This is a genomic window from Stenotrophomonas sp. PFBMAA-4 (assembly GCF_030053215.1).
Classification (GTDB): domain Bacteria; phylum Pseudomonadota; class Gammaproteobacteria; order Xanthomonadales; family Xanthomonadaceae; genus Stenotrophomonas.
In genome coordinates, this window is sequence record NZ_JASGBW010000026.1 from 20,295 (window position 1) to 41,944 (window position 21,650).

A 21,650-nucleotide genomic window follows, 5' to 3' on the forward strand; every position below is an offset into this window, starting at 1 on the left:
CCGGCCTTTTCGCAGGGCGTTGGCCGGCCTGGCGGCGTGAATACGTATGCAGGCAGCGCCATGCCCGGGAAGCCGCCGCTAAGCTTGCCGGAGTTGGTTTTCGGCCCGCTTCCGGTGGGTCCCGCATGCCCGGAGGGGGGCTGTCGATGTCGCACAATCCATGGTGGCGCGGAGCCGTCATCTACCAGATCTACCCGCGCAGCTACCTCGACGCCAGCGGCGACGGGGTGGGCGACCTGCCGGGCATCATCGAGCGGCTGGACCACATCGCGGCGCTGGGCGCCGATGCGATCTGGATCTCGCCGTTCTTCAAATCGCCGATGGCCGATTTCGGCTATGACATCGCCGACTACCGCGATGTCGACCCGCTGTTTGGCAGCCTGGAGGACTTCGACCGCCTGCTGGCCAAGGCGCATGGCCTGGGCCTGAAAGTGATGATCGACCAGGTGCTCAGCCACACCTCGCTCGAGCATGCCTGGTTCCGCGAGAGCCGCCAGGACCGGACCAACCCCAAGGCCGGCTGGTACGTGTGGGCCGACCCGCGCGAGGACGGCACCCCGCCCAACAACTGGCTGTCGCTGTTCGGCGGCGGCGCCTGGCAGTGGGAGCCGCGCCGCGAGCAGTACTACCTGCACAACTTCCTGGTCGACCAGCCGGACCTGAACTTCCACAACCCGGACGTGCAGCAGGCCACGCTGGACAACGTGCGGTTCTGGCTCGACCGCGGCGTGGACGGCTTCCGCCTGGACGCCATCAACTTCTGCTTCCACGACGCGCAGCTGCGCGACAACCCGCCCAAGCCGGCGGACAAGCGCGTGGGCCGCGGCTTCAGCCCGGACAATCCGTACGCGTACCAGTACCACTACTACAACAACACCCAGCCGGAGAACCTGCCGTTCCTGGAGCAGCTGCGTGCGCTGCTGGACGAGTACCCGGGCGCGGTGAGCCTGGGCGAGATCTCCTCGGAGGACTCGCTGGCCACCACCGCCGAGTACACCCAGGACGGCCGCCTGCACATGGGCTACAGCTTCGAGCTGCTGGTGGACGACTACAGCGCGGCCTACATCCGCGACACGGTCTCCCGCCTGGAAGCGGTGATGACCGAAGGCTGGCCGTGCTGGGCGGTGTCCAACCATGACGTCGAACGGGCGGTGAGCCGCTGGGGTGGCCGTCCGTCCGACCCGCGCCTGGCCCGCATGCTGGTGGCGATGCTGTGCTCGCTGCGCGGTTCGGTCTGCCTGTACCAGGGGGAAGAGCTGGGCCTGGCCGAGGCGGAAGTCGCCTTCGAGGACCTGCAGGACCCCTACGGCATCACCTTCTGGCCGAACTTCAAGGGCCGTGATGGCTGCCGCACGCCGATGCCGTGGACCGACGCCCCGCTGGCCGGCTTCACCACCGGCAAGCCCTGGCTGCCGATCCCGGCCGAGCACCGGGCGGCGGCGGTGGCCGTGCAGGCGGCCGACCCGGGTTCGGTCCTGGCGGCCTTCCGCGGCTTCCTCGCCTGGCGGCGGACCCAGCCGGCCCTGCAGCACGGCGACATCCGTTTCCTGGACAGTGCCGAGCCAGTGCTGCTGTTCGAGCGTATGCTTGCAGATGAAACCCTCCTGCTGGCCTTCAACCTGTCGGCCGAGGCGGTGAGCCATCCGCTGCCGCCGGGCAACTGGCAGCAGGTGGCGGTGCCGGGCCCGGATGCGGGCACGGTGCAGGGCAATGAACTCCAGCTGCCGCCGCGTGCGGTGTATTGCGCACGACGCAGCTGACCGATTTCTCCGGTGGCGGTACTTGCGGGGACGGGGCCGAAGCGCCCCGTCCCTTTTTTGTGGGTCGCTGTTGGCCGTCACTTTCCAACTATTGGAATGGAAACGGCCGGGGTGGGCGTGGACACTGGTGGCCCCTCTCCGTGGTGGACCTTCGATGCATGGCTTCTCTTCGCTGCTGCGCCTGTTGGCATTGGCGGTGGCGCTGTCCATTGCCCACCCCGCCTGCGCCACTCCCATCGTGATCGTGGGCCCCGCGCTGGAGGATGCCTTTGAGGGTTCTGACGTGGTGCTTGGCCTGAAACAGTTGCTCGGCTCGGAGTACGCGGCGTTCCGGCGCAACTTCGATGAGTCGGCGGTGCCGGTGCCGCTCAAGAGTGGTGGCTTGATGCTGGTCGGGTGGCGGCTGGGCTTTCCTGATTCCTACGGTGCGGTGGTGGTGCTGCATCCAGACGGAAGCCTGGACGCGGCCTACTACAACGCGGGTCAGTGCGCCCCGCGCCGCTTCTCGAACGCAGACCAGCCCCACCATCCGGCGCTGCGGGCCTGGGCGAGGCAATACGTTGGCTGCATCGCACAGACCGCCGGGCTGCTGATCGATTTCTCCGGTGGCAGTACTTGCGGGGACGGGGCCGGCGCGCCCCGTCCCTTTTTTTCCGGTACTGTCGCCTGAACGCGATGCTGGACGCTTCTGCTTCGGCACATGCCGCCTGTTACAGCGGCCGCGTAGCGGCAGAAGGATGGGCGGCAGCGAGGGTCTGCAGCATCGCGAACTTGGCAGGATGCGCCTGCGCGAAGTACTGCGTGGCGGCGGGGTCAAGCTTGCCTTCTTCGTAGGCCCAGCCAAGCAGGTACTCCCGGGCATGCGGGCCAAGCCTGAGTTCTTCCGGCACCAGGAGCTGCACCGATAGGGAGTTCGGCAGCGCATGCCTCAGCAGATACTGGGCACTGAGCCGGGCAAGCCACTCTGTATCCTCTGCAGACAGGTGTTCAAGCGTCCATACGTCCTGCGACCGGGCCAATGCGGAGACTTCAGCCAATGCGATGAGTTCGTTGGACAGCCACTGGTTTGCGAGGGTGGCGCGTAGATCGGCCCGGGGCAGTGACCTGAGCAGTGCACCAAGACCTTCTGCCGTGCCTGCAAAGAAAACCAGTACGTAATTGAGCAGATACGCCGCGCTCTGGCCAAGCGCGGTGCGGCCCGGCTGCCCGGCCTGGATGGCCAGTGCGCATTCCAGCAGCGGTAGCAACCGGGCCTTGTCATGCCACAGCCGGTGTACTTCGCTGGCATCACGATGAAGTGCCATCAGGGTCTTCTGCAGAATCTGGTTCGGGGCATTCATCGGGCTTCTTGTTGTTCTGGACGACACGCTTGAAGATGGTAATGCACGGTGGCCGGCGGTCTTCAAGCCACTGATCCTGATGGCCCTCCCTGCATGGTGGATTTCCGATGCGTTCCTTTGATTCCTGGTTGCGTGTATTGGCACTGGCGGTGGCGCTGTCCATTGCCCACCCCGCCTGCGCCATGCCCATCATGATCGTGGGCCCCGCGCTTGAGGATGCCTTCGAGGGCTCTGACGTGGTGCCTGGCCTGAAGCAGTTGCTCGGACCGGAGTACGCGGCGTTCCGGCGCAACTTCGATGAGTCGGCGGTGCCGGTGCCGCTCAAGGATGGAGGGCTGCTGCTGGACGGGTGGCGCTTGGGTTTCCCTGTACACCATGCCGCGGCGGTCCTGGTCCATCCCGATGGCGCCCTGCATGCGGCGTATTACAACGCGGAAGACCGAGCGGTGCGTTACTTCTCCACGACAGGTGAACTGCAGCACCGCGTCCTGCTGGTCTGGGCCAGGCGATTCGACCTGCCGCGTGTCCATTTGAGTTCCACCAGTGGTTCCCCGGAAGAGGGCGCCTGAGTCCTGACGAGAGAGAGGTTGTGCCATGTGGGAACTGCTGGGGCAGATCATTACCGTGGCCCTGAACAATGTTGGCCATGCCCTTGGCCGATACAGCGGGCGCATCCTGCTGGTGATGATGCTGGTCATCGCGATCAGCTGCGCTGTGCTGATCTCATGATGTTCTGCCGGGTGCATCCACGCATGGCGTGGATCTACTGATCTGGTAGATCCACGCCATGCGTGGATGCATTCAGTAGATCCACGCCATGCGTGGATGCATTCAGTAGTTCCACGCCATGTGTGGATGCATTCAGTAGATCCACGCCATGCGTGGATGCATTCAGTAGATCCACGCCATGCGTGGATGCATTCAGTAGATCCACGCCATGCGTGGACGCATTCAGTAGATCCACGCCATGCGTGGATGCATTCAGTAGATCCACGCCATGCGTGGATGCGATACCGGGCGCGGTGTCCACGCGCAAAAAGAAAACCCGCTGCGTGTGCAGCGGGTTTCCGGTCCTGCTCCCCTTGTGTGTCGCCGGGCATGGCCCGGCGCTACCGGTGGGTTGCCGGCCAGCGGCCGGCACTACCGATCGTGGTCAGAACTTGTAGTTCACGCCCAGCACGTAGGTGCGGCCCCACTCGATGTATTCCAGCGGGCGGTCCGTGGTGCCGGCGTAGGTGCGGTACGGCTCGTTGGTCAGGTTGCTTCCCTGCAGCAGCAGGGTCAGGCCACGCATGGCGCTGCTGTCGCTGAAGGTGTAGCTGATCTGCGCATCGGTCACGTTCTCGCCCACCACGTAACGCAGCGTGCGGTTGCCGTTGAAGTTGCCGATCTCACCGATGAAGTCCGAACGACGGCGCTGGCTCACGCGCGCTTCGAAGCCGTTGCGCTCGAAGTAGGCGGTGAAGTTGTACACGCGCTCGGACAGGCCGGGCAGGCTGATCGGATCCGAACCCACGCTGGAGGCGCTTTCCGGGTCGAGGATCTTGATGTCGCTCTTGTTGAAGGTGGCACTGGCCTGCACGCCGAAGCCACGCAGGCTGTCGGTCAGCATGTCCAGCGGGAACGATGCAGTCAGTTCCAGGCCCTTCAGCGTGCCGCCCTTGCCGTTTTCCGGGGTGGAGAACGTGCCGGTGGTCAGCACCGGTGCGGTCATGCCCGGCGGCGGCACGTAGCTGCCCAGCAGGTCGGTGAAGTCGTAGTCGTCCACCGACTGGGTGTAGACGTAGCTCTTCAGGTCCTTGTAGAAGATCGCGGCGGCCACGTAGGCCTTTTCACCGAAGTACTTCTCGTAGGACAGGTCCAGCGCGGTGGCACGCCACGGATCCAGCAGCGGGTTGCCGCCGCTGCCGCCGGGCTTGCCGGTGGCGGTATCCACGCCGAACTCCAGGCCGGCACGCATCTGGTCCACGCGCGGGCGCGCGACCTGCTTGGCCGCGGCGAAGCGCAGCGTCTGCTGGTGCGGGAACATGAAAGCCAGGTTCAAGCTCGGCAGCCAGTCGTTGTAGGTCTTGCCGTTGGAGTACGGCTGGATGTTGCTGCCGGCCGGCTGCGAGCTGTCCCAGTAGCGCGAATCCGAGCTCTGGTCGGTGTGCTGCATCTGCACGCCGATGTTGCCGCGCACACCCACCTCACCGATGTCGGTGTTGATGTTCAGGCGCGCCCAGGCGGTGGTGATCTTTTCCTGCACCACCCACGACTTCGGGATCAGGTAGTCGAGGTTGTCGACCGGGTTGAAGGTCATGTAGCGGCCCACGGCCGCCGGCACGTTCCAGGCCGGGATGTAGCCGATGCCGGCAAAGCCCAGGTTGACCGGCGAATACTGCAGGTCCGGGGCGATGTTGGCATCGCCCTGCGCACCCAGCAGGATGTTGCCTTCGGACTGGGTCTTGGTCTTGCGGCGGTCGGCGTAGTTCACGCCGATGTCCACGTCCGGTGCCCACGAAGCGATGGCCTCGGGCAGGGCGATGGTCGCGGCCAGCTTGGCACCCTTCAGGCGGTCTTCCACCTGCGGCACCTTGCCGTAGCCGGAGCCATAGATGGTGTTGGTCAGGAACAGCGCATTGGGATCGGAGTAATCCAGGCCCGGGCTGATCTGCGAGAACCCGTTCGGGCGGATCTGCAGGCCGATGGTGTCCAGCTGCGGCATCGGGGTCAGCTGCAGGTTGTTTTCCAGGTTCAGCTCATCGCGCGTGGCCTTGGAGTAGTTCACGTCGGCGACCAGCTTGACGCTGCCGAAGGTGAACTCGTTGTTCCAGCCGAACGCATCGATCTTGTCCTTGCGCTTGTTGTACATGCCGCGCACCAGCGGGTAAACGCCGCTGGCGGTGCCACCGGTGAAGGTGCCATCGGCATTGACCTGCGGGTTGCTGATCAGCAGGCCCGGGGTATAGCCACCATTGAAGTTGCTCAGGTTGAGCTCGAACTGGTTGGCGGTGTCGATCTGCTCGGCTTCGGTGTGGAACGCATCGAAGGTGCTGGTCCAGGCGTTGTTCGGCCGGAACTGGATGGTGGCCATCACGCCGTCGCGCTTGTTGTTGCCGGTACGGCGCAGCGCCTTGATGCCATCGGAGAAGTACGTGCCTGCGGCCACGCCCGGGCGGTTGCCGTTGGTGGTCTGCTCGGTGGTCCACGGCTCGTACAGGCCGACCTGGTTTTCCTGGATCGGGTTGTCGCTGTGCGCGTAGCCGATCGAGATGCCCAGGGTCTTGTCGAAGAACTGGTCGATGTAGCTGGCGCTGAAGCGGTTGCCGAATTCATCGACATTGGCGGCTTCGCCGAGCGAACTCTTCTGCAGGCGGCCGCTGACGGCGATCACGCGGTCGGGGAAGCTGAGCGGGCGCACGGTCTGCATGTCGATGGTGCCCGACAGGCCCTGGCCGACCAGGGCGGCGTCCGGGGTCTTGTAGACGGTCACGCCGTTCACCAGTTCCGAGGGGTACTGGTCGAACTCGACGCTGCGGTTGTCGCCGGTGCTGACCACTTCACGCCCGTTGAGCAGGGTGGTGGCGAAGTCGGGCGACAGGCCGCGCACGCTGATGACCTGGGCACGGCCGGCCACGCGCTGGGCGGCCAGGCCGGGCAGGCGGCCCAGCGATTCGGCGATGCTGACATCCGGCAGCTTGCCGATGTCTTCGGCCGAGATCGCTTCGACCACCGAGGTGGCGTCCTGCTTGATCGCAATGGCGTTTTCGATGCCGCGGCGGATGCCGGTGACCTGTACGGTGTCCAGGTTGGTGGCGGACGTACCGGTGGCGGTTTCGGTGGACTGCGTGGATTGCGCCGACGCCAGCGACGGCACCAGTGCAACGGCCAGCGCCAGACTCAGCGCGGTGCGCGTGTGGTTCAACATTTTCCCCTCCCAGGCAATGTTGTAGAGCATCTTGTGGTCGTCCCGGCGGTGCCGTGGACGTGCGACGCGGTGGCCGCTGTCGTCGCCGCTATGGTAGGCAGCGGCTTCTCCGCGGGAATCACCCTGCATACGTATTCAATGGCTTTCGCAGCGTTGTAATCGATTCCAGTGTCCGTATCCCGGCGCTCCGCGCCGCCGCCCGAGCGTGGGCTCGGGCGCTACCGTGTAGAGCCGAGCCCATGCTTGGCTGCATTTCCATCGGCCCGTCATTCAGAGCGGGGTGAACCGGATCGCCTGGCCACCGCCCGGTGCCAGCACCAGGGTCAGGGCATCGGCGCTGGTCACCTCGCGGGTCTCGCGCTTGAACGCGAACGGATTGCTGCGGAAATCCGCACCGTTGCCGTCGCGGTAGATCTCGGCGCGGTAGCGCACGCCCGGTTCCAGAAAGCCCAGCGACACCGGCAGCACGCGGCCGTGTTCATCGGTGATGCTGCCCAGGAACCAGTCACGGCTGTTGCGGTCGCGGCGCACGATCGTCACGTAGTCGCCCACTTCGCCGTCCAGCACGCGGCTCTGCTCCCAGTCCACCGCCACGTCCTCGATGAAGCGGAACGCTTCGCGGTGCTGCAGGTAGTGCTCGGGCAGGTCGGCGGCCATCTGGATCGGGCTGTACAGCACCACGTACAGCGCCAGCTGGCGGGCCAGCGTGCTGGGAATGGCCTGGCCGTGGCGGCCCTTCAGGCTGAGGATGCCGGGCGTGTAGTCGAACGGGCCGGCCAGCATGCGGGTGAACACCAGGTTGACCTCGTGCTCGGGCGGGTTCGGCGGCTGGCCCCAGGCGTTGTACTCCATGCCGCGCGCGCCTTCGCGCGAGATCCAGTTGGGGTAGGTGCGGCGCAGGCCGGTGTCCTTGATCGGCTCGTGCGGATTCACCGACAGGTGCCGGCGCGCGGCTTCCTGCACCACCTTCAGGTGGTGGCGGGCCATGAACTGGCCGTCATGCCACTCGCGCCAGAGCGGGCCGCCGGCCGGATTGCGGCGGTCGACCTGGCCGTCATCGCAGACGTAGCCGGTCTTGAACTGGTCCACGCCCAGCCGCGCATACAGGTCCAGCGCGGCGCCCAGCTGGTCTTCGTAGTGCTCGATGGCGCAGCCGGTTTCGTGGTGGCCGATCAGGTGCACGCCCTTCTTCAGGCCGTACGCGGACAGCGCCTCGATATCGAAGTCCGGCGTGGCGCGGGTGAAATCGAAGTCGTAACCGTTGCCCACCCACATGCCGTCCCAGCCGGGGTTCCAGCCTTCCACCAGCACGCCGCGGAAGCCATGTGCGGCGGCAAAGTCGATCACCTTCTTCGTCTTCGTGGTGGTGGCGGCGTGCTTCGGGCCGGTCGCCCAGCTTTCGTTGTCCAGGTGCATCGACCACCAGACGCCCAGGTACTTGGCCGGTTTCACCCAGCTCACATCGCCCAGTGCATTGGGTTCGTTGAGGTTGAGGATCAGGTCCGATTCGACCAGGCCACCGGCGCGGTCAGCGATCTGCAGCGTGCGCCACGGCGTGGCGAACGGCAGGGCACGGCGCACCTTCCAGCCTTCGGCCGAGGGCGAAAGCTGCGCGCGCAGGCGCTGGCCCTCGGTGCGGCGCAGCCACATGCCGGCGTAGTCCACCAGCGCGGCCTCGTGGATGGCCACGTGCAGGCCGTCGTGGCTGCGCAGGGTCATCGGCGTGTGCACCAGCGGCACTTCGCGCAGCGGCGTGCGCTGGTACAGGTACTCGTAGTGGATCGGTTCGCCGGCCGGAATCCACCAGGCGGTTGAATCGGGGGCGATGGCGAACTCGGTCAGCTCGTCATCGATGATCGCCTCACGCAGGTTGGGCTGCTCGGGGAACACATAACGGAAGCCAAGGCCGTCGTCGTACACGCGGAACACCACGTCCAGGCGGCGCTTGCTGCCGGTGGTTTCGGCCAGCTGCACGGTCAGTTCGTTGAAGTGGTTGCGGGTGACCCGGCGCTCGCCCCAGGGCTGTTCCCAGGTGTCATCGACGCTGCGCTGCTGCTGGCCGAGCAGGGCGAAATCGCGGTCCAGGCGGCCATCGCGCAGTTCAAAGCCCAGCTTCGAATCGGCCACCACGGGCTCGCCGAAGCGCTCGACGCGGTAGCGCGCGGTGCCACCGTCCAGCACCAGGCTGACCTTGAGCACCTTGCCCGGCGATTCCACGCTGGCCACCTGTGGCGCGGCCTGGGCCAGGGCAGCCAGGCCCAGCAGGGCCAGGCCGAACACGTGCGCGAACATCGCGCGGATTGCAGCAGATGAAGCCGGCATTTCCCCTCCCAAGGCGCCGTTGGCAGACCCGGACCATAAGCCAGCGTGGGCGCCGCTCTTCACGCAACTGCGATGAATACGTATGCAACTGGCCGCAGGTTGCGGCGCCGCGTCTACCATGGGGCCAAGGCACCTTGAGGGAGGCGCCGCGCCCGCGCACCGTCCAAGGTGGCGCGGACCCACAACGGTGCAGAGAGGGAGGGAGGTCGACGGGCGCAAGCCGGTCTGCCGCTTCGATGCTGAAGATCATTTGCCTGACGGCTGCCCTTGGGGCAGCGCTGGGAACGACCGCGCACGCGGCCGACCTGGAATTCAACGGCCGCCATGCGCGTGCCGAAGCCGCTGCCAAGGGCAGCTTTGTCCTGCATGCGCCCACGCTGGAAGGGCACGGCGCCGTGCAGATCGCCGCCGCGCCCATGCGCAGCCAGACCGGCAGCGTGATGTTCGACGCGCTGTTCGCGCTGGCGCAGCAGGAAATGGACCAGGACCGCGTGGACGCGATCCGCGATCCGTCCTTCGACGAAGGACGGCCGGTGCCGTGCGACTGCTTCCAGACCGGCGCGCGCTGGCCCTATGTGTGGACCCGCGATCTCAGCTTCGCCGCCGATCTGGCACTGGCCAAGCTGGACCCGCAGCGTACCCGGCAGTCGCTGCAGTTCAAGCTGTCGGCCGCGCGCGATGGCCGCACTCCCGGTCTGTTCGTTGCCCAGGACACCGGTTCCGGTGGCAGCTGGCCGATCAGCAGCGACCGCGTGGTGTGGTTCCTCGCCGCGCGCCACCTGCTGGATGATCCGGCGTTCGCTGACCAGGTGTGGCAGGCGCTGCAGGGCACCCTCGCGCAGGACCGGGCGATGGTGTTCGACGCGCAGATGGGCCTGTACCGCGGCGAGACATCTTTCCTGGACTGGCGCGAGCAGACCTACCCGGACTGGACGCGCGAGAACGTGCGCTTCATCGGTGATTCCTACGCGCTGTCCACCAACGTGCTGCACTACCAGGCGCTGCGCCTGGGCCAGCAGATGGCCGCGCAGCTGGGCGACGAGCGCAGCGAACAGTACAAGGCCTGGGCCGACGCGCTGGCGCTGCAGATCGATGCACGCTTCTGGCGCGAGGACATGGGCCAGTACATGAGCTACATCGGCGAAGCCGCGCACCCGGTGCCGTACGCCAAGGTCGATCTGCTGGGCCTGTCGCTGGGCATCCTCGCCGACGTGCTGCCCGCCGGGCGTGCGCAGCGTGCGCTGGCCGCCTACCCGATGGGGCCGGCCGGCAGCCCGGTGGTGTGGCCGCAGGAAGCGCAGCAGCCGATCTACCACAACCGCGCCATCTGGCCGTTCGTCAGCGCCTACTCGCTGCGTGCCGCGCGCAAGCTCGATGATGCCCCGCGCATCGCCGCCGAAATCCGTTCGCTGATGCAGGGCGCGGCACTGGCCGGTTCCAACATGGAGAACTACGAGCTGGTCACCCAGGCCGTGCACGTGGACGAAGGCGCGCTCAGTGGCCCGGTGGTCAACTCCGAGCGCCAGCTGTGGTCGGTGGCCGGTTATCTGGCCATGGTCAGCGAAGGCGTGTTCGGCCTGCAGGACGATGGCAGCGTGCAGCCCAAGCTGCCGGCCAGCCTGGTGCCGGACCTGTTCGGAAAGCAGCGCCGCATCAGCCTGGAGGCGAACGGCAAGCGCTATGTGCTGGAGCGGCCGAAGCAGCTGGGCGACGGCCTGCTGGTGGCCGGCAAGGTGAAGACGCGGGGTGCGACCACCACCGTACAGCTGGTGCCGGCCGCTGCCGCGCCGCGTGCCGCCGTGGCCAGTGCCGATGCCAATGCGCGTGCACCGGCCACGCCGGCCGCACCGCAGGCCAGGCGCAGTGGCAAGGGCTGGACCGTGGCCGTGGACGCTGACCAGGTGCTGTGGCAGGACGGCCAGGCACTGCAGCCGGCCAAGGGCGTGGCCCGCGTGGGCGACGATGGGCTGCAGCATTGCCTCAGCCTGACCCGCCGAGACGGTGCGCTGGAATCGCTGCACAGCCCGATGCTGTGTGTGGGCCCGCAGCAGGTGCTGCGCGGTGACCGCCAGTGGCGCTTCAGCAATGCCAAGGCCAGCCATGTGCGCCTGCGCCTGCAGTACAACAACCCGAACGGGCCGATCAACACCGGCGTGACTGCGGCGGTGAAGCAGTTGAACCTGCAGTGCGCAGGCCAGCCGGCGCAGCGGCAGACCGTCACCCTGCCACACAGCGTTGCCGCGCAGGAATCGACCGCGGCCAGCTTCGCCGTGCCGAAGGGCCGCTGCACGGTCACTCTGGAAGAAGGCTTCAACATGAGCGCGCTGGAGCACTTCGCGCACTACACCGGCGGCAAGGGCGGGCGCGAAGGCGTGCTCAACCAGGCCCAGGTGCAGGCGCTGAAGGTGGCGCCCGTCGCTGCGGTCGAGGGTGCACGATGAGTCGTCCCGCCAAGCCGCAGCTGTCGTTCTGGCAGATCTGGAACATGTGTTTCGGCTTCCTCGGCATCCAGTTCGGGTTTGCACTGCAGAACGCCAACGCCAGCCGCATCTTCGAAACGCTGGGGGCATCGCAGGACGCGGTGCCGGGGCTGTGGATCGCCGCACCGCTGACCGGCCTGCTGGTGCAGCCGGTAGTGGGCTATCTGTCCGACCGTACCTGGACGCGCTGGGGGCGACGCCGCCCGTTCTTCATGATCGGCGCGGTGCTGACCACGCTGGCCCTGCTGGTGATGCCCAACTCGCCCACGCTGTGGATCGCGGCCGGCACGCTGTGGGTGCTGGATGCCTCCATCAACGTGTCGATGGAACCGTTCCGCGCGTTCGTCGGCGACCAGCTGGCGCCGCGCCAGCGGCCGACCGGCTATGCGATGCAGAGCTTCTTCATCGGCGTCGGCGCCATCGTCGCCAGCTTCCTGCCCTTCATCCTCACTCACTTCGGCGTCAGCAACACGGCCGTGCCGGGTGAAGTGCCCGACTCGGTGCGCTACGCGTTCTACTTCGGCGCGGTGGTGCTGCTGGCGGCAATCAGCTGGACGGTATTCAGCACGCGCGAGTATTCGCCCACCGAGCTTGCGTCCTTCGACGATGCCGAGCCGCCCGCGCACCACGCCGGCGCCGCCGTCAGCGGGCCCGCACCGTGGGGCCAGGTGGCGCTGTGGCTGGGCCTGGGCGTGCTGCTGGCAGCGCTGATCGCCTGGCGCCAGGGCGACAGGATGCTGTACGTGCTGGCCGGCCTGTGCGCGGGTTACGGCCTGCTGCTGGCGCTGGCCCGCCTGTTGCCCGGCCCGCACATGCTGGCGGCCATCGTCGGCGACCTGCGGGCGATGCCGGTGACCATGCGGCGCCTGGCCTGGGTGCAGTTCTTCTCGTGGTTCGCGCTGTTTGCGATGTGGATCTTCACCACCGCCGCCGTGGCCGGTACCCACTTTGGTTCCACCGATCCGCAGTCGGCGGCCTACAACGAAGGCGCCAACTGGGTGGGCGTGCTGTTTGGTGCCTACAACGGCTTCGCTGCACTGGCCGCGCTGCTGATCCCGCCGATGGTGCGCGCGCTCGGCCTGCGCTGGAGCCACCTGGTCAACCTGTGGCTGGGCGGGGCAGGGCTGATCTCGATGATGTTCATCGATGATCCGCGCTGGCTGCTGCTGTCGATGGTCGGCGTGGGCTTTGCCTGGGCCTCGATCCTGTCCCTGCCGTATGCCCTGCTGTCGGACAGCGTTCCGGCGGCAAAGATGGGCGTGTACATGGGCATCTTCAATTTCTTCATCGTGATCCCGCAGCTGGTCGCGGCCAGTGCGCTCGGCTTTGCCCTGCGCGCGTGGCTGGGTGACCAGCCGATCCACGTGCTGGTGCTGGGTGGCTGCAGCCTGCTCGTGGCCGGTGTGTGCGTACTGCGGGTTCCGTCCCGTCCGGAGGTGGTGTGATGCGTGCTTTGCTGGCTGTTGCTGTTTCCCTTGCCCTGTTCGCCGGCCCGGCCGTGGCTGCGCCGCGCCCGGACTATGTGGGCACCACCGAGCCGTTCGCCAGCGATGCGGTGTACTTCGTGGTCACCGACCGTTTCGTCAACGGCGATCCGTCCAACGACCACCGCGACCAGGGCGGCAAGCGCCGCACGTTCGACATCCCGGTGCCGTGCCCGGACAAGGTCGATGGCAACATCGGCTACCTCGGCGGTGATTTCCGCGGTGTGCTGGACAATGCGCAGTACATCCGCAACCTCGGTTTCGGTGCGGTGTGGATCACGCCCATCGTCGACAACCCGGACGAGGCGTTCACCGGCAGCAAGCCGATCAGCTGCACCAGCACGCTGACCGACCGCGGCAAGACCGGTTACCACGGCTACTGGGGCATCAACTTCTACAAGCTCGACGAACACCTGCCCAGCAGGGACCTGGATTTTGCCGGCCTCAACAAGGGCCTGCACGATGCCGGCCTGAAGGTGGTGCTGGACATCGTCGGCAACCACGGTTCGCCTGCCTGGACCATGCCCAGGCGGCAGCCGCAGTTCGGCCAGATCTTCGACAAGGACGGCACGCTGATTGCCGACCACCAGAACCTGCCGCCGCAGAAGCTGGACCCGAAGCACAACCCGCTGCACGCGTTCTACAACAACATCGGTCCGGTCGACGGCAAGGACGGTTCCATCTTCGACGGCAACCTGGCCGAGCTGTCCGATTTCAACCAGGACAACCCGGCGGTGATGGATTACCTGGTGGGTGCTTACCTGCAGTGGACCGCACAGGGCGTGGATGCGCTGCGCATCGACACCATCGGCTGGCTGCCGCACCCGTGGTGGCATGAGTTCGTCAACCGCATCCGCGCCGAGCACCCGGGCATGTTCATGTTCGGCGAAGCCTTCGACTACAACGCGGCCAGCATCGCCGAGCACACCTGGCCGGCCAATGCGAACGTGAGCGTGCTCGATTTCCCGCTGCGCGGCGCGCTGGAGCAGACTTTCGGCACCACCGGCAAGGGGTTTGAAACGCTGGCCGAGCCGCTGCACCTGACCGGTGGCCCGTACGCCAACCCGTACGAGCTGATGAGCTTCTACGACAACCACGACATGCCGCGGCTGCAGGCCAGCGACACCGGCTTCATCGACGCGCACAACTGGCTGTTCACCGCGCGCGGCATCCCGGTGGTCTATTACGGATCGGAGACCGGCTTCATGCGTGGCCGCGCCGAACACGCCGGCAACCGCGCGTACTTCGGCCAGCAGCGCGTGGACGATGCACCCCAGAGCCCGATCTTCGCGCCGCTGCAGCGTATCGCCAAGCTGCGCGAAGCCACCCCGGCCCTGCAGCGCGGCCTGCAGGTGAACGAGCGCCTGCAGGGCGACGAGGCGGTGTTCTTCCGCGTACTGCAGCACGGTGACGTGGCGCAGACCGCGCTGGTGGTGCTGAACAAGGGTGATACAGTGCGCAGCATCGAGGTGGCGCGGTACCTGCAGGCGGGCACCTGGCGTGATGCGCTGGGTGGCACCGAACTGAAGGTGAAGCGCTCGCTGAAGGTGGAGGTTCCTGCGCACGGCGTGAAGGTGTACGTACTGGATGCACCGGTGCAGCAGCCGGCCCTGCAGGCCGAGCTGGACAAGGCAGTGGCTGACCAGCAGGCGCGGGACCAGCGGTTGAAGCGGTAGGGCCGGCCACTGGCCGGCAGCTCCAGATCATTGGCAGATGCAACTGCCGGCCAGCGGCCGGTACTTCGGCAAGGATGGGCTGAATGATGCGACGTTTACTGATTCCACTCTGTGCTGGCGCGGCCACCGGTGGCCTGATCGCCGCCGTGACCTTTCCGTGGCTGGCGCGGACCGCCGCCATCGCGATGCCGCGCAGCTTCAATGTGTACCTGTGGGACGCGCTTGTGGTGTTCGGCCTCGGCGCCAGCCTGGTGGCGTTCCCGCTGATGCTGCTGGCCCTGCGCCTGGCCAGCGCACGCGGCACGGGTGTGGCAGTAATGCTGGTGGCGGCCATGCTGGCGCTGGTTGCGGGACTGGCCGCGGTGGATGCGCTGCAGGGCGGCGGCAGCGTGCTGATGGCGTGGGCCGCGGGCATGCTGCTGGCTGCACTGGTTCACCGGTACTGGCGGTCGTCGCCCGCGCTGAACGCCCAGCCCCAGTAGAGCCAGGCCATGCCTGGCTGGAATCCGGTAGAGCCGAGCCTATGCTCGGCTGCTTCGGGGGGCAGAGGCAGCCGAGTGTGGGCTCGGCTCTACAATAGGCGTCCCTACCTCCCCGCCGTACCGCCATGACCGACCTCGCCCCGCAGACCCCGATCGAAACCCTGCTGAAGGCCGCCATGGACGGGGCCGTGCCGATCCGCGCCTTCATGGAAGCCTTCGTGGCGTCGGAGGTGGTGCTGTTGACCGGCAGCCTGGTCACCCCTGACGGCAGCGGTTTCGACCCGCTGCTGTTCGACAAGCAGGGCACCCTGCACGTGGCCGTTTTCACCGATCCGGCGCGGGTCGGCCTCCATTCCCAGCAGGCCCCGCACCAGATCCGCTGGCTGATGCTGGACGTGCTGCGCCGTGTGCCGGGTGGCTACGGCGTGGTGGTCAACCCTGGTACGACGCTCGGCTTCGAGATTTCCGCCAGCGGCGTGGGCGAGATCCTGAAGGACTTCGCGCAGGGATGAGCAGGATCTCCGGCATGGACTCGATGGCACGCGCTGCCGCCCACCACGAACGGCGGGCTGCCATCTGGCTGGTGACCGGCGTGGCGCTGTCGATGGTGATCGGGCTGACGCTTGCATTCGGCTTCGATATCGACGACAGCCCCGCACCGCTGCTGGCATGGGTGGGCAGCTGGGGCGCAGCTTGGCATCTGTACCAGCGTGCGCGATTGCAGGGGCGCCGGGCGTGGTTGCTGGGCGGCTTCGCCACGCTGGGGCCAGTGCCAGCATTCCTGGTCCATCTCTGGTTGCGCGGGTCCTAGTGCTGCGCCTCGCCCCGCACCAGGGGGGCGTTTGCCGAGCATGGTGCGGCGTTCCACAATGGTGACATCAGGCCCACAGGGAAGACTGTCCATGGAACTGGAAACTGCACCCGCGCCCCGCCATTCCCGCTCCGCCCTGATCTTCCTGGTCGCGGCCATCGTTGCCGCACTGCTGGCCTTGCCGCTGCTGCGCGCCGTCGGCATGGCGCAGTGGCCGGTGTTCGCCCTTGCGTGGGTGATCAACCTGGGTGCGGCCTGGCATCTTGGACAGTGGGCGCGGCAGCAGGGCCGGGCGGCCTGGGCCTTCGGTGGGCCTGCGCTGCTGGGTACGGTCGCTTCGATCGTGGTCTATGTGCTGCTGGCGTTGCTCGGGCCGCAGCGCGGGACATCGCCGCGAGGGTGATGTGGGGAAGCCCTGCCAGGCATGGCCTGGCACTACTGGAATCAGTTCGGGTAGTAGAGCAGGGCGGAGCCCTTGCTCAGAGCCTCTTCGTAGAACCCGGCGAAGCCACGGTAGGCATCGGTGTCCAGCACATCCACCTGCAAGCGGCCGCAGCGCAGGTCGGTGATCTCATCAAAGCCGAATCGTGCGCATTCGGCCTGGGCCAGGTCGAAGGCATCGCGCTCTTCGTCCTGCCGCAGGAACAGCATGGCTCTATGCAACGCACCTGCTTCCGGCGCATTCCATTCGAGTTCGGACGCGCCTGCATAGCGGCCCGTAAAGCCATAGACCATCACGATCACGTTTCATCTCCAGGCAGGATGGCGGTGGTGCCGGGCATGCGGCCCGGCACCACCGCCAGCATCACATCGAAACCTTCTTGCGGTTGTCGTCGCTGACGCGGTCGATCAGCTTGTTGTATGGATCAAACCCGGCCTCGTCCGGCTTGCTGTCCACCGTCACCGTAATGGTGGGCTCGGCCGTGGTCACGTGGTGGCGTTGCAGGTACAGCACCTTCTGGTCGCGTTCCTTGCCCGACGGCCCGTTGGCGAACACGCCGATCTCGATCCAGTCATCCATGCTGCCGTCGCTCTCCTGGCCCTTGCCGTCGGCGTACTGCTTGGCCGCGTGCAGGACCAGTGTCACGTCGTAGCGACCATCCTCGCGCTTGCGCGCGCTCGCGGACATCACCCGGTTGTCGTAGAAGCTGATCTTCTCGAACAGGTCGGTGACCAGCGCCTGGCGATCTGCCGGCGTTTCGGCGCGGATGTAGTCGAGCAGTTCGCGCGAGGTCGTGTACGGCGGCTGCTGGTAACCCTTGTCCTGCAGGAAGCGCTTCAATGCACGGTTCAGGGCCTGCTCGCCGATCTCCTCGCGCAGCCGGTAGAACACCAGCGATCCCTTCTGGTAGTGGATGTACTGCTGGTTCTCCACGCGCTCCAGCGGCTGTTCCTCGATGGCCTCGCCGCCGCGCCCGGACAGGTAGCCATCCAGCTCGCGCTTGAGGAACTGGCGCATGTGCTGGCGGCCGTATTCCTGCTCCATCACCATCAATGCCGAGTACTGCGACAGCGACTCGGACAGTACCGTGGCGCCCTGCACGTTGGCACCGATCACCTGGTGCGCCCACCACTGGTGGGCAACCTCATGGGCGGTCACGTAGAACACGTAGTCCACCTTGTCCGGATCACGCAGGTCGGCGATGAAGCCGATGGCCTCGGAATAGGGAATGGTGTTGGCGAAGGACTGCGCGAAGCGGGCATAGCCGGGGAATTCGATGATGCGCACCTGGCGATGCTGGTACGGCGTGAAGTTCGCTTCGTAGTAGGCCAGCGACTTCTGCACGGCTTCAATCATCCGGTCCACGTTGTAGCCGTGCGCCGGGTCGAAGTAGACCTCGATCGGGATGTCCCTGTACTTCGCCCTGCGCACTTCCCAGCGTGCCGACAGGTAGGCATAGAAGTTCAGCATCGGCCGGTCCATGGCATAGCTGAAGCAGCGGCGGCCATTGACCGTGGTTTCGTGCTGCAGGTAGCCCGGGGCCAGCGCCACCTGGTCCGGCGCGGTGCAGACCGTGGTGCGGAAGTCGAGCCAGTCGGCATCGTTGGACACATAGTTGTTGGCGCGCGCGGCCTCGTCTTCCAGCTTGGGCATGCGCCGTGGTTCACCCAGACCGCGCTTGCGCCGCTCATTGCGGTCGCTGATCTCGGCACCTTCGTTGTAGCCGAAGGAGGGCAGCACGCGGCTGTTGAAGAACGTGCCGTTGTCCACGATGTTGCTCGGCGCCTGGCCGGCGGTGATGCCGTCGGGCTTCTGCATCACCCGGAAGTGCACGTCGCGGGTTTCACCCGGTTGCAGCGGCGCCTGCAGGCGGTAGATGCGGTAGCCAAGATCGGCGTCATGCATCGCCAGGGTCTGCCCACCCAGATCGACGGCGAGCAGTTGCTTGTCATCCCCCATCGAGACGTGCACGTCCTGGATCGGGACGGCATGGGTGTTGCGCACTTTCCAGTGGGCGTCGATCACCATGGACTGCGATTCGGGGAACAGGTCCACGCGGTTGTCCACCGCCACGATGCGTGGCTGCGGCAGCGTGCGGTACCTGGACAGCTCGCGCTCGTAGCGGGCCTGCAGGTCCAGCTGCTGGTCGGGGGAAATGAACTCGTTGCGGATGTTGGTGCTCCAGTACAACCAGCCACCCACGACGACGAACGCCAGCGCAGCGACCGCGGCGAAGGCACCGGTCGGACCGCGCAGGCGACGGCCGGCCAGGGCCAGGCGCTGGCGCAGGCCCTGGCTGACACCGCGTACCCAGAAGGCCGAGGCCAGGCACATCAACGCAAGCAGGAACAGCGCCCAGTAGCCCTGGAACGCCAGCTGCCCGGCCAGGAAGTGGCCATAGCCGTTCATGTCCGAATAGGGGGCATTGGGCCAGCTGCCGAAGTTGTAGATGTTCTGCGTGTAGTCCAGCATGCCCAGCACGCCCTGGCCGATCATCACGATGATCAGCAGTGCATAGCCGACGAACTTGTTGTTGGTGAGCACCTGCAGCACCAGCGCCAGGCCACCCATGAGGATGTAGACCACCGAATCCAGTGCCAGGCTGCGCAGGTACAGCAGTGGCTCCAGGTGGGTGTAGCCCTTGGCCAGCTGCACGCCCATCGCCGCCAGCGCGCCAGCAGCCTGGAAACAGGCGATCACTGCCAGCAGCGCGGTGAACTTGGCCAGCAGCGGTACCCAGTTCGGCACGGGCATGGCGTCGGTCACTTCATTGATGCGTGCGCCGCGTTCCTTCCAGACCAGCTCGCCGGCGAAGAACAGCACGATGATCACCAGCAGCCAGCTGAAGGCGCCCTGCAGGGCCATGACCATCTGCGAGGTGACCGGCCAGATCGAAGTGCCGTACAGCGTCTGCCGGAACAATGCGCTGGGCAGGAAGTTGGCCAGGCCCAGCACCAGCAGCACGATGAACGGCACGCTGCGCAGCACGCCGCGCGTGTCGAAGCGGACCTGGCGCAGGAACTGCTGCCACGCCGTGCCCGCGGTGAACACCGGTACCACCCGCGGCAGGGGCGCGCGGGTGGGGCGGACGGCACCCGCATCGGCGGCCGGCAGCGCCTGCCTGCGGCCCCAGCGGCGGCGGCCGCTGCCACTGCGTTCGGTACGGAACAGGGCAAACGTGGCGGCGAACAGTGCTGCCGCTACGCCCAGCCACAGGGCGCGGTTGGCCAGCAGGTAGCCGGCCAGTTCGGGGATGCCGCTGTTGCGTTCGGCGGTGGACCAGTAGCGGATGGTACGGCCCAGCGCACGCATGCCCAGCGGCTCGCTCAGCACCGCGATCCAGGTGTTGTCGATGTCGCGCAGCAGGGCCGCGCTGGCGCCGTACAGCACCAGGTAGGCCACCAGGCCGATGTACACCCAGAGGATCGAGCGGGTCAGCGCCGCCAGCAGCGACAGCAGCGCGGTGGTGAACAGCAGGTTCGGAATGACGATGACCGCGAACGCCCAGGCATAGCCCTGCCAGCTGATCGGGCCCATGCGCTCGGGATCGACCCATGGCATGAACGGTGCCAGCCACACGCCGAACGCAATGATGATGTAGACCAGCAGCCCGGCCGCGAGGGCCGCGGCGATGCGACCGGCCAGGTAGTCGCGACGCTTCACCGGGCTGGCGAAGATCAGTTCGGCAGTACCCAGTTCGAAGTCACGCAGCAACGCATTGCTGACGAACAGCGCGTTCACCAGCATCCCCAGCAGGGTGAAGATGCCGAGCATCTGCGCGATCACCGTCGGCGCATTGCTGTGCACGTTGCCGCTGCCACCACCGATCTGCACCGCATCGCTGGAGGCGGCGGCGAAGGCGAGCAGGGCGAACAGCCCGGCCAGCAGCCACAGCAGGGGAGAACGCAGCTGCTCGCGCAGCTCGAAGCGGAAGAAATTGAGGATCATGGCGTGCTCCGCTCAGGCTGCCGCGCGGGCACGCGCCTGCAGGCGCAGGCGCTGGAAGTAGACGTCCTCGAGATCGGGGGCCACGGCACGGAAGCCATCGCCGGGATCGCTGGCACTGTGGATATGGATGACCGGGCGGCCACCGACCAGGCGCGTGGACAGCACCACGTAGCGCGCTTCATGGTCGGCCAGTTCGGACGGGTCCACCTGCTTGCGCCAGACCTGCTGCTGCAGGGCCTCGATGGCATCGGTGGGGCGGCCGGTCAGCAGCACCTGGCCCTTGTTCATGATGGCCATGCTCGGGCACAGGTCGGTCACGTCCTCCACGATGTGGGTGGACAGGATCACCGCGACGTTCTCGCCGATGGCTGCCAGCAGGTTGAGGAAGCGGTTGCGTTCCTCCGGGTCGAGGCCGGCGGTGGGCTCATCGACGATGACCAGGCGCGGATCGCCAAGCAGGGCCTGGGCGATGCCGAAGCGCTGGCGCATGCCGCCGGAATAGGTGCCCAGCTTGCGCTTGCGCGCGTCCCACAGGTTCACCTGCTGCAGCAGGCCGTCCACCACTTCGCGGCGCTGCGCGCGCTGGGTCAGGCCCTTGAGCACGGCGAAGTGCTCCAGCAGGTCGAGCGCGCTGACCTTGGGGTAGACCCCAAAATCCTGCGGCAGGTAGCCCAGGCGGCGGCGCACGGCATCCTTGTCGCGCAGCACGTCGATCGGCGATTCGCCGGGAATGGTCAGCACTGCCGTGCCGCTGTCGGCTTCCTGCAGCGTGGCCAGGGTGCGCATCAGCGACGATTTGCCGGCGCCGTTGGGGCCGAGCAGGCCGAACATGCCGCGCGGGATGTCCAGGGTGACCCCGTTCAACGCGTGCACGCCGTTGGCGTAGGTCTTGGACAGCGAGTCGATCTGCAGCATGCGCGTACACCCCTTCCCTGTATGAATGGCCGTTTATCGCGCTGAATACGGCGGCGGTCAATGCCAATGGTCATGCTTTC

The 21,650-nt window shown here is 66.7% G+C and carries 17 protein-coding genes; 11 read left to right on the forward strand and 6 right to left on the reverse strand.

The features are described from left to right. The first annotated feature begins 146 nt into the window (after positions 1–146). Positions 147–1,760: an alpha-glucosidase family protein gene (locus QMZ26_RS15605; RefSeq protein ID WP_283221971.1), complete on the forward strand. Its 1,614-nt coding sequence runs from the start codon at positions 147–149 to the stop codon at positions 1,758–1,760. A gap of 154 nt (positions 1,761–1,914) precedes the next feature. Then, positions 1,915–2,430, forward strand: coding sequence for a hypothetical protein (locus QMZ26_RS15610; RefSeq protein ID WP_283221972.1), 516 nt, complete (start codon positions 1,915–1,917; stop codon positions 2,428–2,430). 40 nt (positions 2,431–2,470) lie between these two features. Here the strand turns inward: QMZ26_RS15610 and QMZ26_RS15615 are convergent, their stop codons facing one another. Further along, a complete protein-coding gene (locus tag QMZ26_RS15615) occupies positions 2,471–3,166 on the reverse strand; it encodes a hypothetical protein (RefSeq protein ID WP_283221973.1) in 696 nt (231 codons plus the stop codon). A 41-nt stretch (positions 3,167–3,207) separates the two neighbouring features. On the opposite strand from QMZ26_RS15615, the gene QMZ26_RS15620 reads away from it, so the two are divergent. Together QMZ26_RS15620 and QMZ26_RS15625 are read left to right on the forward strand one after the other, a co-directional pair. Next, positions 3,208–3,669 carry a hypothetical protein gene (locus QMZ26_RS15620; protein ID WP_283221974.1) on the forward strand — a complete coding sequence of 154 codons (462 nt, stop codon included), beginning with the start codon at positions 3,208–3,210 and terminating at the stop codon, positions 3,667–3,669. Positions 3,670–3,694: 25 nt separating this feature from the next. After that, on the forward strand, positions 3,695–3,829 hold the full coding sequence (locus QMZ26_RS15625; RefSeq protein ID WP_283221975.1) for a hypothetical protein: 135 nt from the start codon (positions 3,695–3,697) through the stop codon (positions 3,827–3,829). 424 nt (positions 3,830–4,253) lie between these two features. Here the strand turns inward: QMZ26_RS15625 and QMZ26_RS15630 are convergent, their stop codons facing one another. Both QMZ26_RS15630 and QMZ26_RS15635 read right to left on the reverse strand, forming a co-directional pair. Next, the gene (locus tag QMZ26_RS15630; RefSeq protein ID WP_283221976.1) at positions 4,254–7,010 is read right to left on the reverse strand and encodes a TonB-dependent receptor; all 2,757 of its coding nucleotides are present in this window, start codon (positions 7,008–7,010) and stop codon (positions 4,254–4,256) included. 270 nt (positions 7,011–7,280) lie between these two features. Beyond that, entirely contained in the window at positions 7,281–9,332 is a 2,052-nt protein-coding gene (locus QMZ26_RS15635; RefSeq protein ID WP_283221977.1) for a glycoside hydrolase family 97 protein, read from the reverse strand. Between the two features lie 236 nt (positions 9,333–9,568). Between QMZ26_RS15635 and QMZ26_RS15640 the strand changes: the two genes are divergently transcribed. From QMZ26_RS15640 to QMZ26_RS15670, 7 genes are all read left to right on the forward strand, one after another. Then, positions 9,569–11,773, forward strand: a complete 2,205-nt coding sequence (locus tag QMZ26_RS15640; RefSeq protein WP_283221978.1) for a Six-hairpin glycosidase-like protein — start codon at positions 9,569–9,571, stop codon at positions 11,771–11,773. Next, positions 11,770–13,257, forward strand: coding sequence for an MFS transporter (locus QMZ26_RS15645; protein ID WP_200734383.1), 1,488 nt, complete (start codon positions 11,770–11,772; stop codon positions 13,255–13,257). Before QMZ26_RS15640 ends, QMZ26_RS15645 begins: the two co-directional genes overlap by 4 nt. Then, on the forward strand, positions 13,257–14,972 hold the full coding sequence (locus QMZ26_RS15650; protein WP_283221979.1) for an alpha-amylase family glycosyl hydrolase: 1,716 nt from the start codon (positions 13,257–13,259) through the stop codon (positions 14,970–14,972). Before QMZ26_RS15645 ends, QMZ26_RS15650 begins: the two co-directional genes overlap by 1 nt. 83 nt (positions 14,973–15,055) lie before the next feature. Beyond that, the gene (locus tag QMZ26_RS15655) at positions 15,056–15,454 is read left to right on the forward strand and encodes a hypothetical protein (RefSeq protein WP_283221980.1); all 399 of its coding nucleotides are present in this window, start codon (positions 15,056–15,058) and stop codon (positions 15,452–15,454) included. Between the two features lie 125 nt (positions 15,455–15,579). Next, a complete protein-coding gene (locus tag QMZ26_RS15660; RefSeq protein WP_200734380.1) occupies positions 15,580–15,966 on the forward strand; it encodes an SseB family protein in 387 nt (128 codons plus the stop codon). Further along, positions 15,963–16,265 carry a hypothetical protein gene (locus QMZ26_RS15665; protein WP_283221981.1) on the forward strand — a complete coding sequence of 101 codons (303 nt, stop codon included), beginning with the start codon at positions 15,963–15,965 and terminating at the stop codon, positions 16,263–16,265. Before QMZ26_RS15660 ends, QMZ26_RS15665 begins: the two co-directional genes overlap by 4 nt. 91 nt (positions 16,266–16,356) lie before the next feature. Further along, positions 16,357–16,668 carry a hypothetical protein gene (locus QMZ26_RS15670; protein ID WP_283221982.1) on the forward strand — a complete coding sequence of 104 codons (312 nt, stop codon included), beginning with the start codon at positions 16,357–16,359 and terminating at the stop codon, positions 16,666–16,668. 41 nt (positions 16,669–16,709) lie between these two features. On the opposite strand, the gene QMZ26_RS15675 is transcribed toward QMZ26_RS15670, so the two are convergent. The 3 genes from QMZ26_RS15675 to QMZ26_RS15685 all read right to left on the reverse strand — a co-directional run bounded on the left by QMZ26_RS15675 (position 16,710) and on the right by QMZ26_RS15685 (position 21,570). Next, positions 16,710–17,009 carry a hypothetical protein gene (locus QMZ26_RS15675; protein WP_283221983.1) on the reverse strand — a complete coding sequence of 100 codons (300 nt, stop codon included), beginning with the start codon at positions 17,007–17,009 and terminating at the stop codon, positions 16,710–16,712. Between the two features lie 61 nt (positions 17,010–17,070). Further along, positions 17,071–20,655: a M1 family aminopeptidase gene (locus tag QMZ26_RS15680; protein ID WP_283221984.1), complete on the reverse strand. Its 3,585-nt coding sequence runs from the start codon at positions 20,653–20,655 to the stop codon at positions 17,071–17,073. 12 nt (positions 20,656–20,667) lie between these two features. Continuing rightward, positions 20,668–21,570 carry an ABC transporter ATP-binding protein gene (locus QMZ26_RS15685; protein WP_079220987.1) on the reverse strand — a complete coding sequence of 301 codons (903 nt, stop codon included), beginning with the start codon at positions 21,568–21,570 and terminating at the stop codon, positions 20,668–20,670. Between the last annotated feature and the right edge of the window lie 80 nt (positions 21,571–21,650).

Coding starts and splice junctions, on each gene's coding strand:
- QMZ26_RS15620 (WP_283221974.1), top strand. CDS start 3,208: ATGCGTTCCTTTGATTCCTGGTTGCGTGTATTGGCACTGGCGGTGGCG.
- QMZ26_RS15655 (WP_283221980.1), top strand. CDS start 15,056: ATGATGCGACGTTTACTGATTCCACTCTGTGCTGGCGCGGCCACCGGT.
- QMZ26_RS15610 (WP_283221972.1), top strand. CDS start 1,915: ATGCATGGCTTCTCTTCGCTGCTGCGCCTGTTGGCATTGGCGGTGGCG.
- QMZ26_RS15645 (WP_200734383.1), top strand. CDS start 11,770: ATGAGTCGTCCCGCCAAGCCGCAGCTGTCGTTCTGGCAGATCTGGAAC.
- QMZ26_RS15650 (WP_283221979.1), top strand. CDS start 13,257: ATGCGTGCTTTGCTGGCTGTTGCTGTTTCCCTTGCCCTGTTCGCCGGC.
- QMZ26_RS15630 (WP_283221976.1), bottom strand. CDS start 7,010: ATGTTGAACCACACGCGCACCGCGCTGAGTCTGGCGCTGGCCGTTGCA.
- QMZ26_RS15685 (WP_079220987.1), bottom strand. CDS start 21,570: ATGCTGCAGATCGACTCGCTGTCCAAGACCTACGCCAACGGCGTGCAC.
- QMZ26_RS15680 (WP_283221984.1), bottom strand. CDS start 20,655: ATGATCCTCAATTTCTTCCGCTTCGAGCTGCGCGAGCAGCTGCGTTCT.
- QMZ26_RS15635 (WP_283221977.1), bottom strand. CDS start 9,332: ATGCCGGCTTCATCTGCTGCAATCCGCGCGATGTTCGCGCACGTGTTC.
- QMZ26_RS15625 (WP_283221975.1), top strand. CDS start 3,695: ATGTGGGAACTGCTGGGGCAGATCATTACCGTGGCCCTGAACAATGTT.
- QMZ26_RS15605 (WP_283221971.1), top strand. CDS start 147: ATGTCGCACAATCCATGGTGGCGCGGAGCCGTCATCTACCAGATCTAC.
- QMZ26_RS15665 (WP_283221981.1), top strand. CDS start 15,963: ATGAGCAGGATCTCCGGCATGGACTCGATGGCACGCGCTGCCGCCCAC.
- QMZ26_RS15640 (WP_283221978.1), top strand. CDS start 9,569: ATGCTGAAGATCATTTGCCTGACGGCTGCCCTTGGGGCAGCGCTGGGA.
- QMZ26_RS15660 (WP_200734380.1), top strand. CDS start 15,580: ATGACCGACCTCGCCCCGCAGACCCCGATCGAAACCCTGCTGAAGGCC.
- QMZ26_RS15670 (WP_283221982.1), top strand. CDS start 16,357: ATGGAACTGGAAACTGCACCCGCGCCCCGCCATTCCCGCTCCGCCCTG.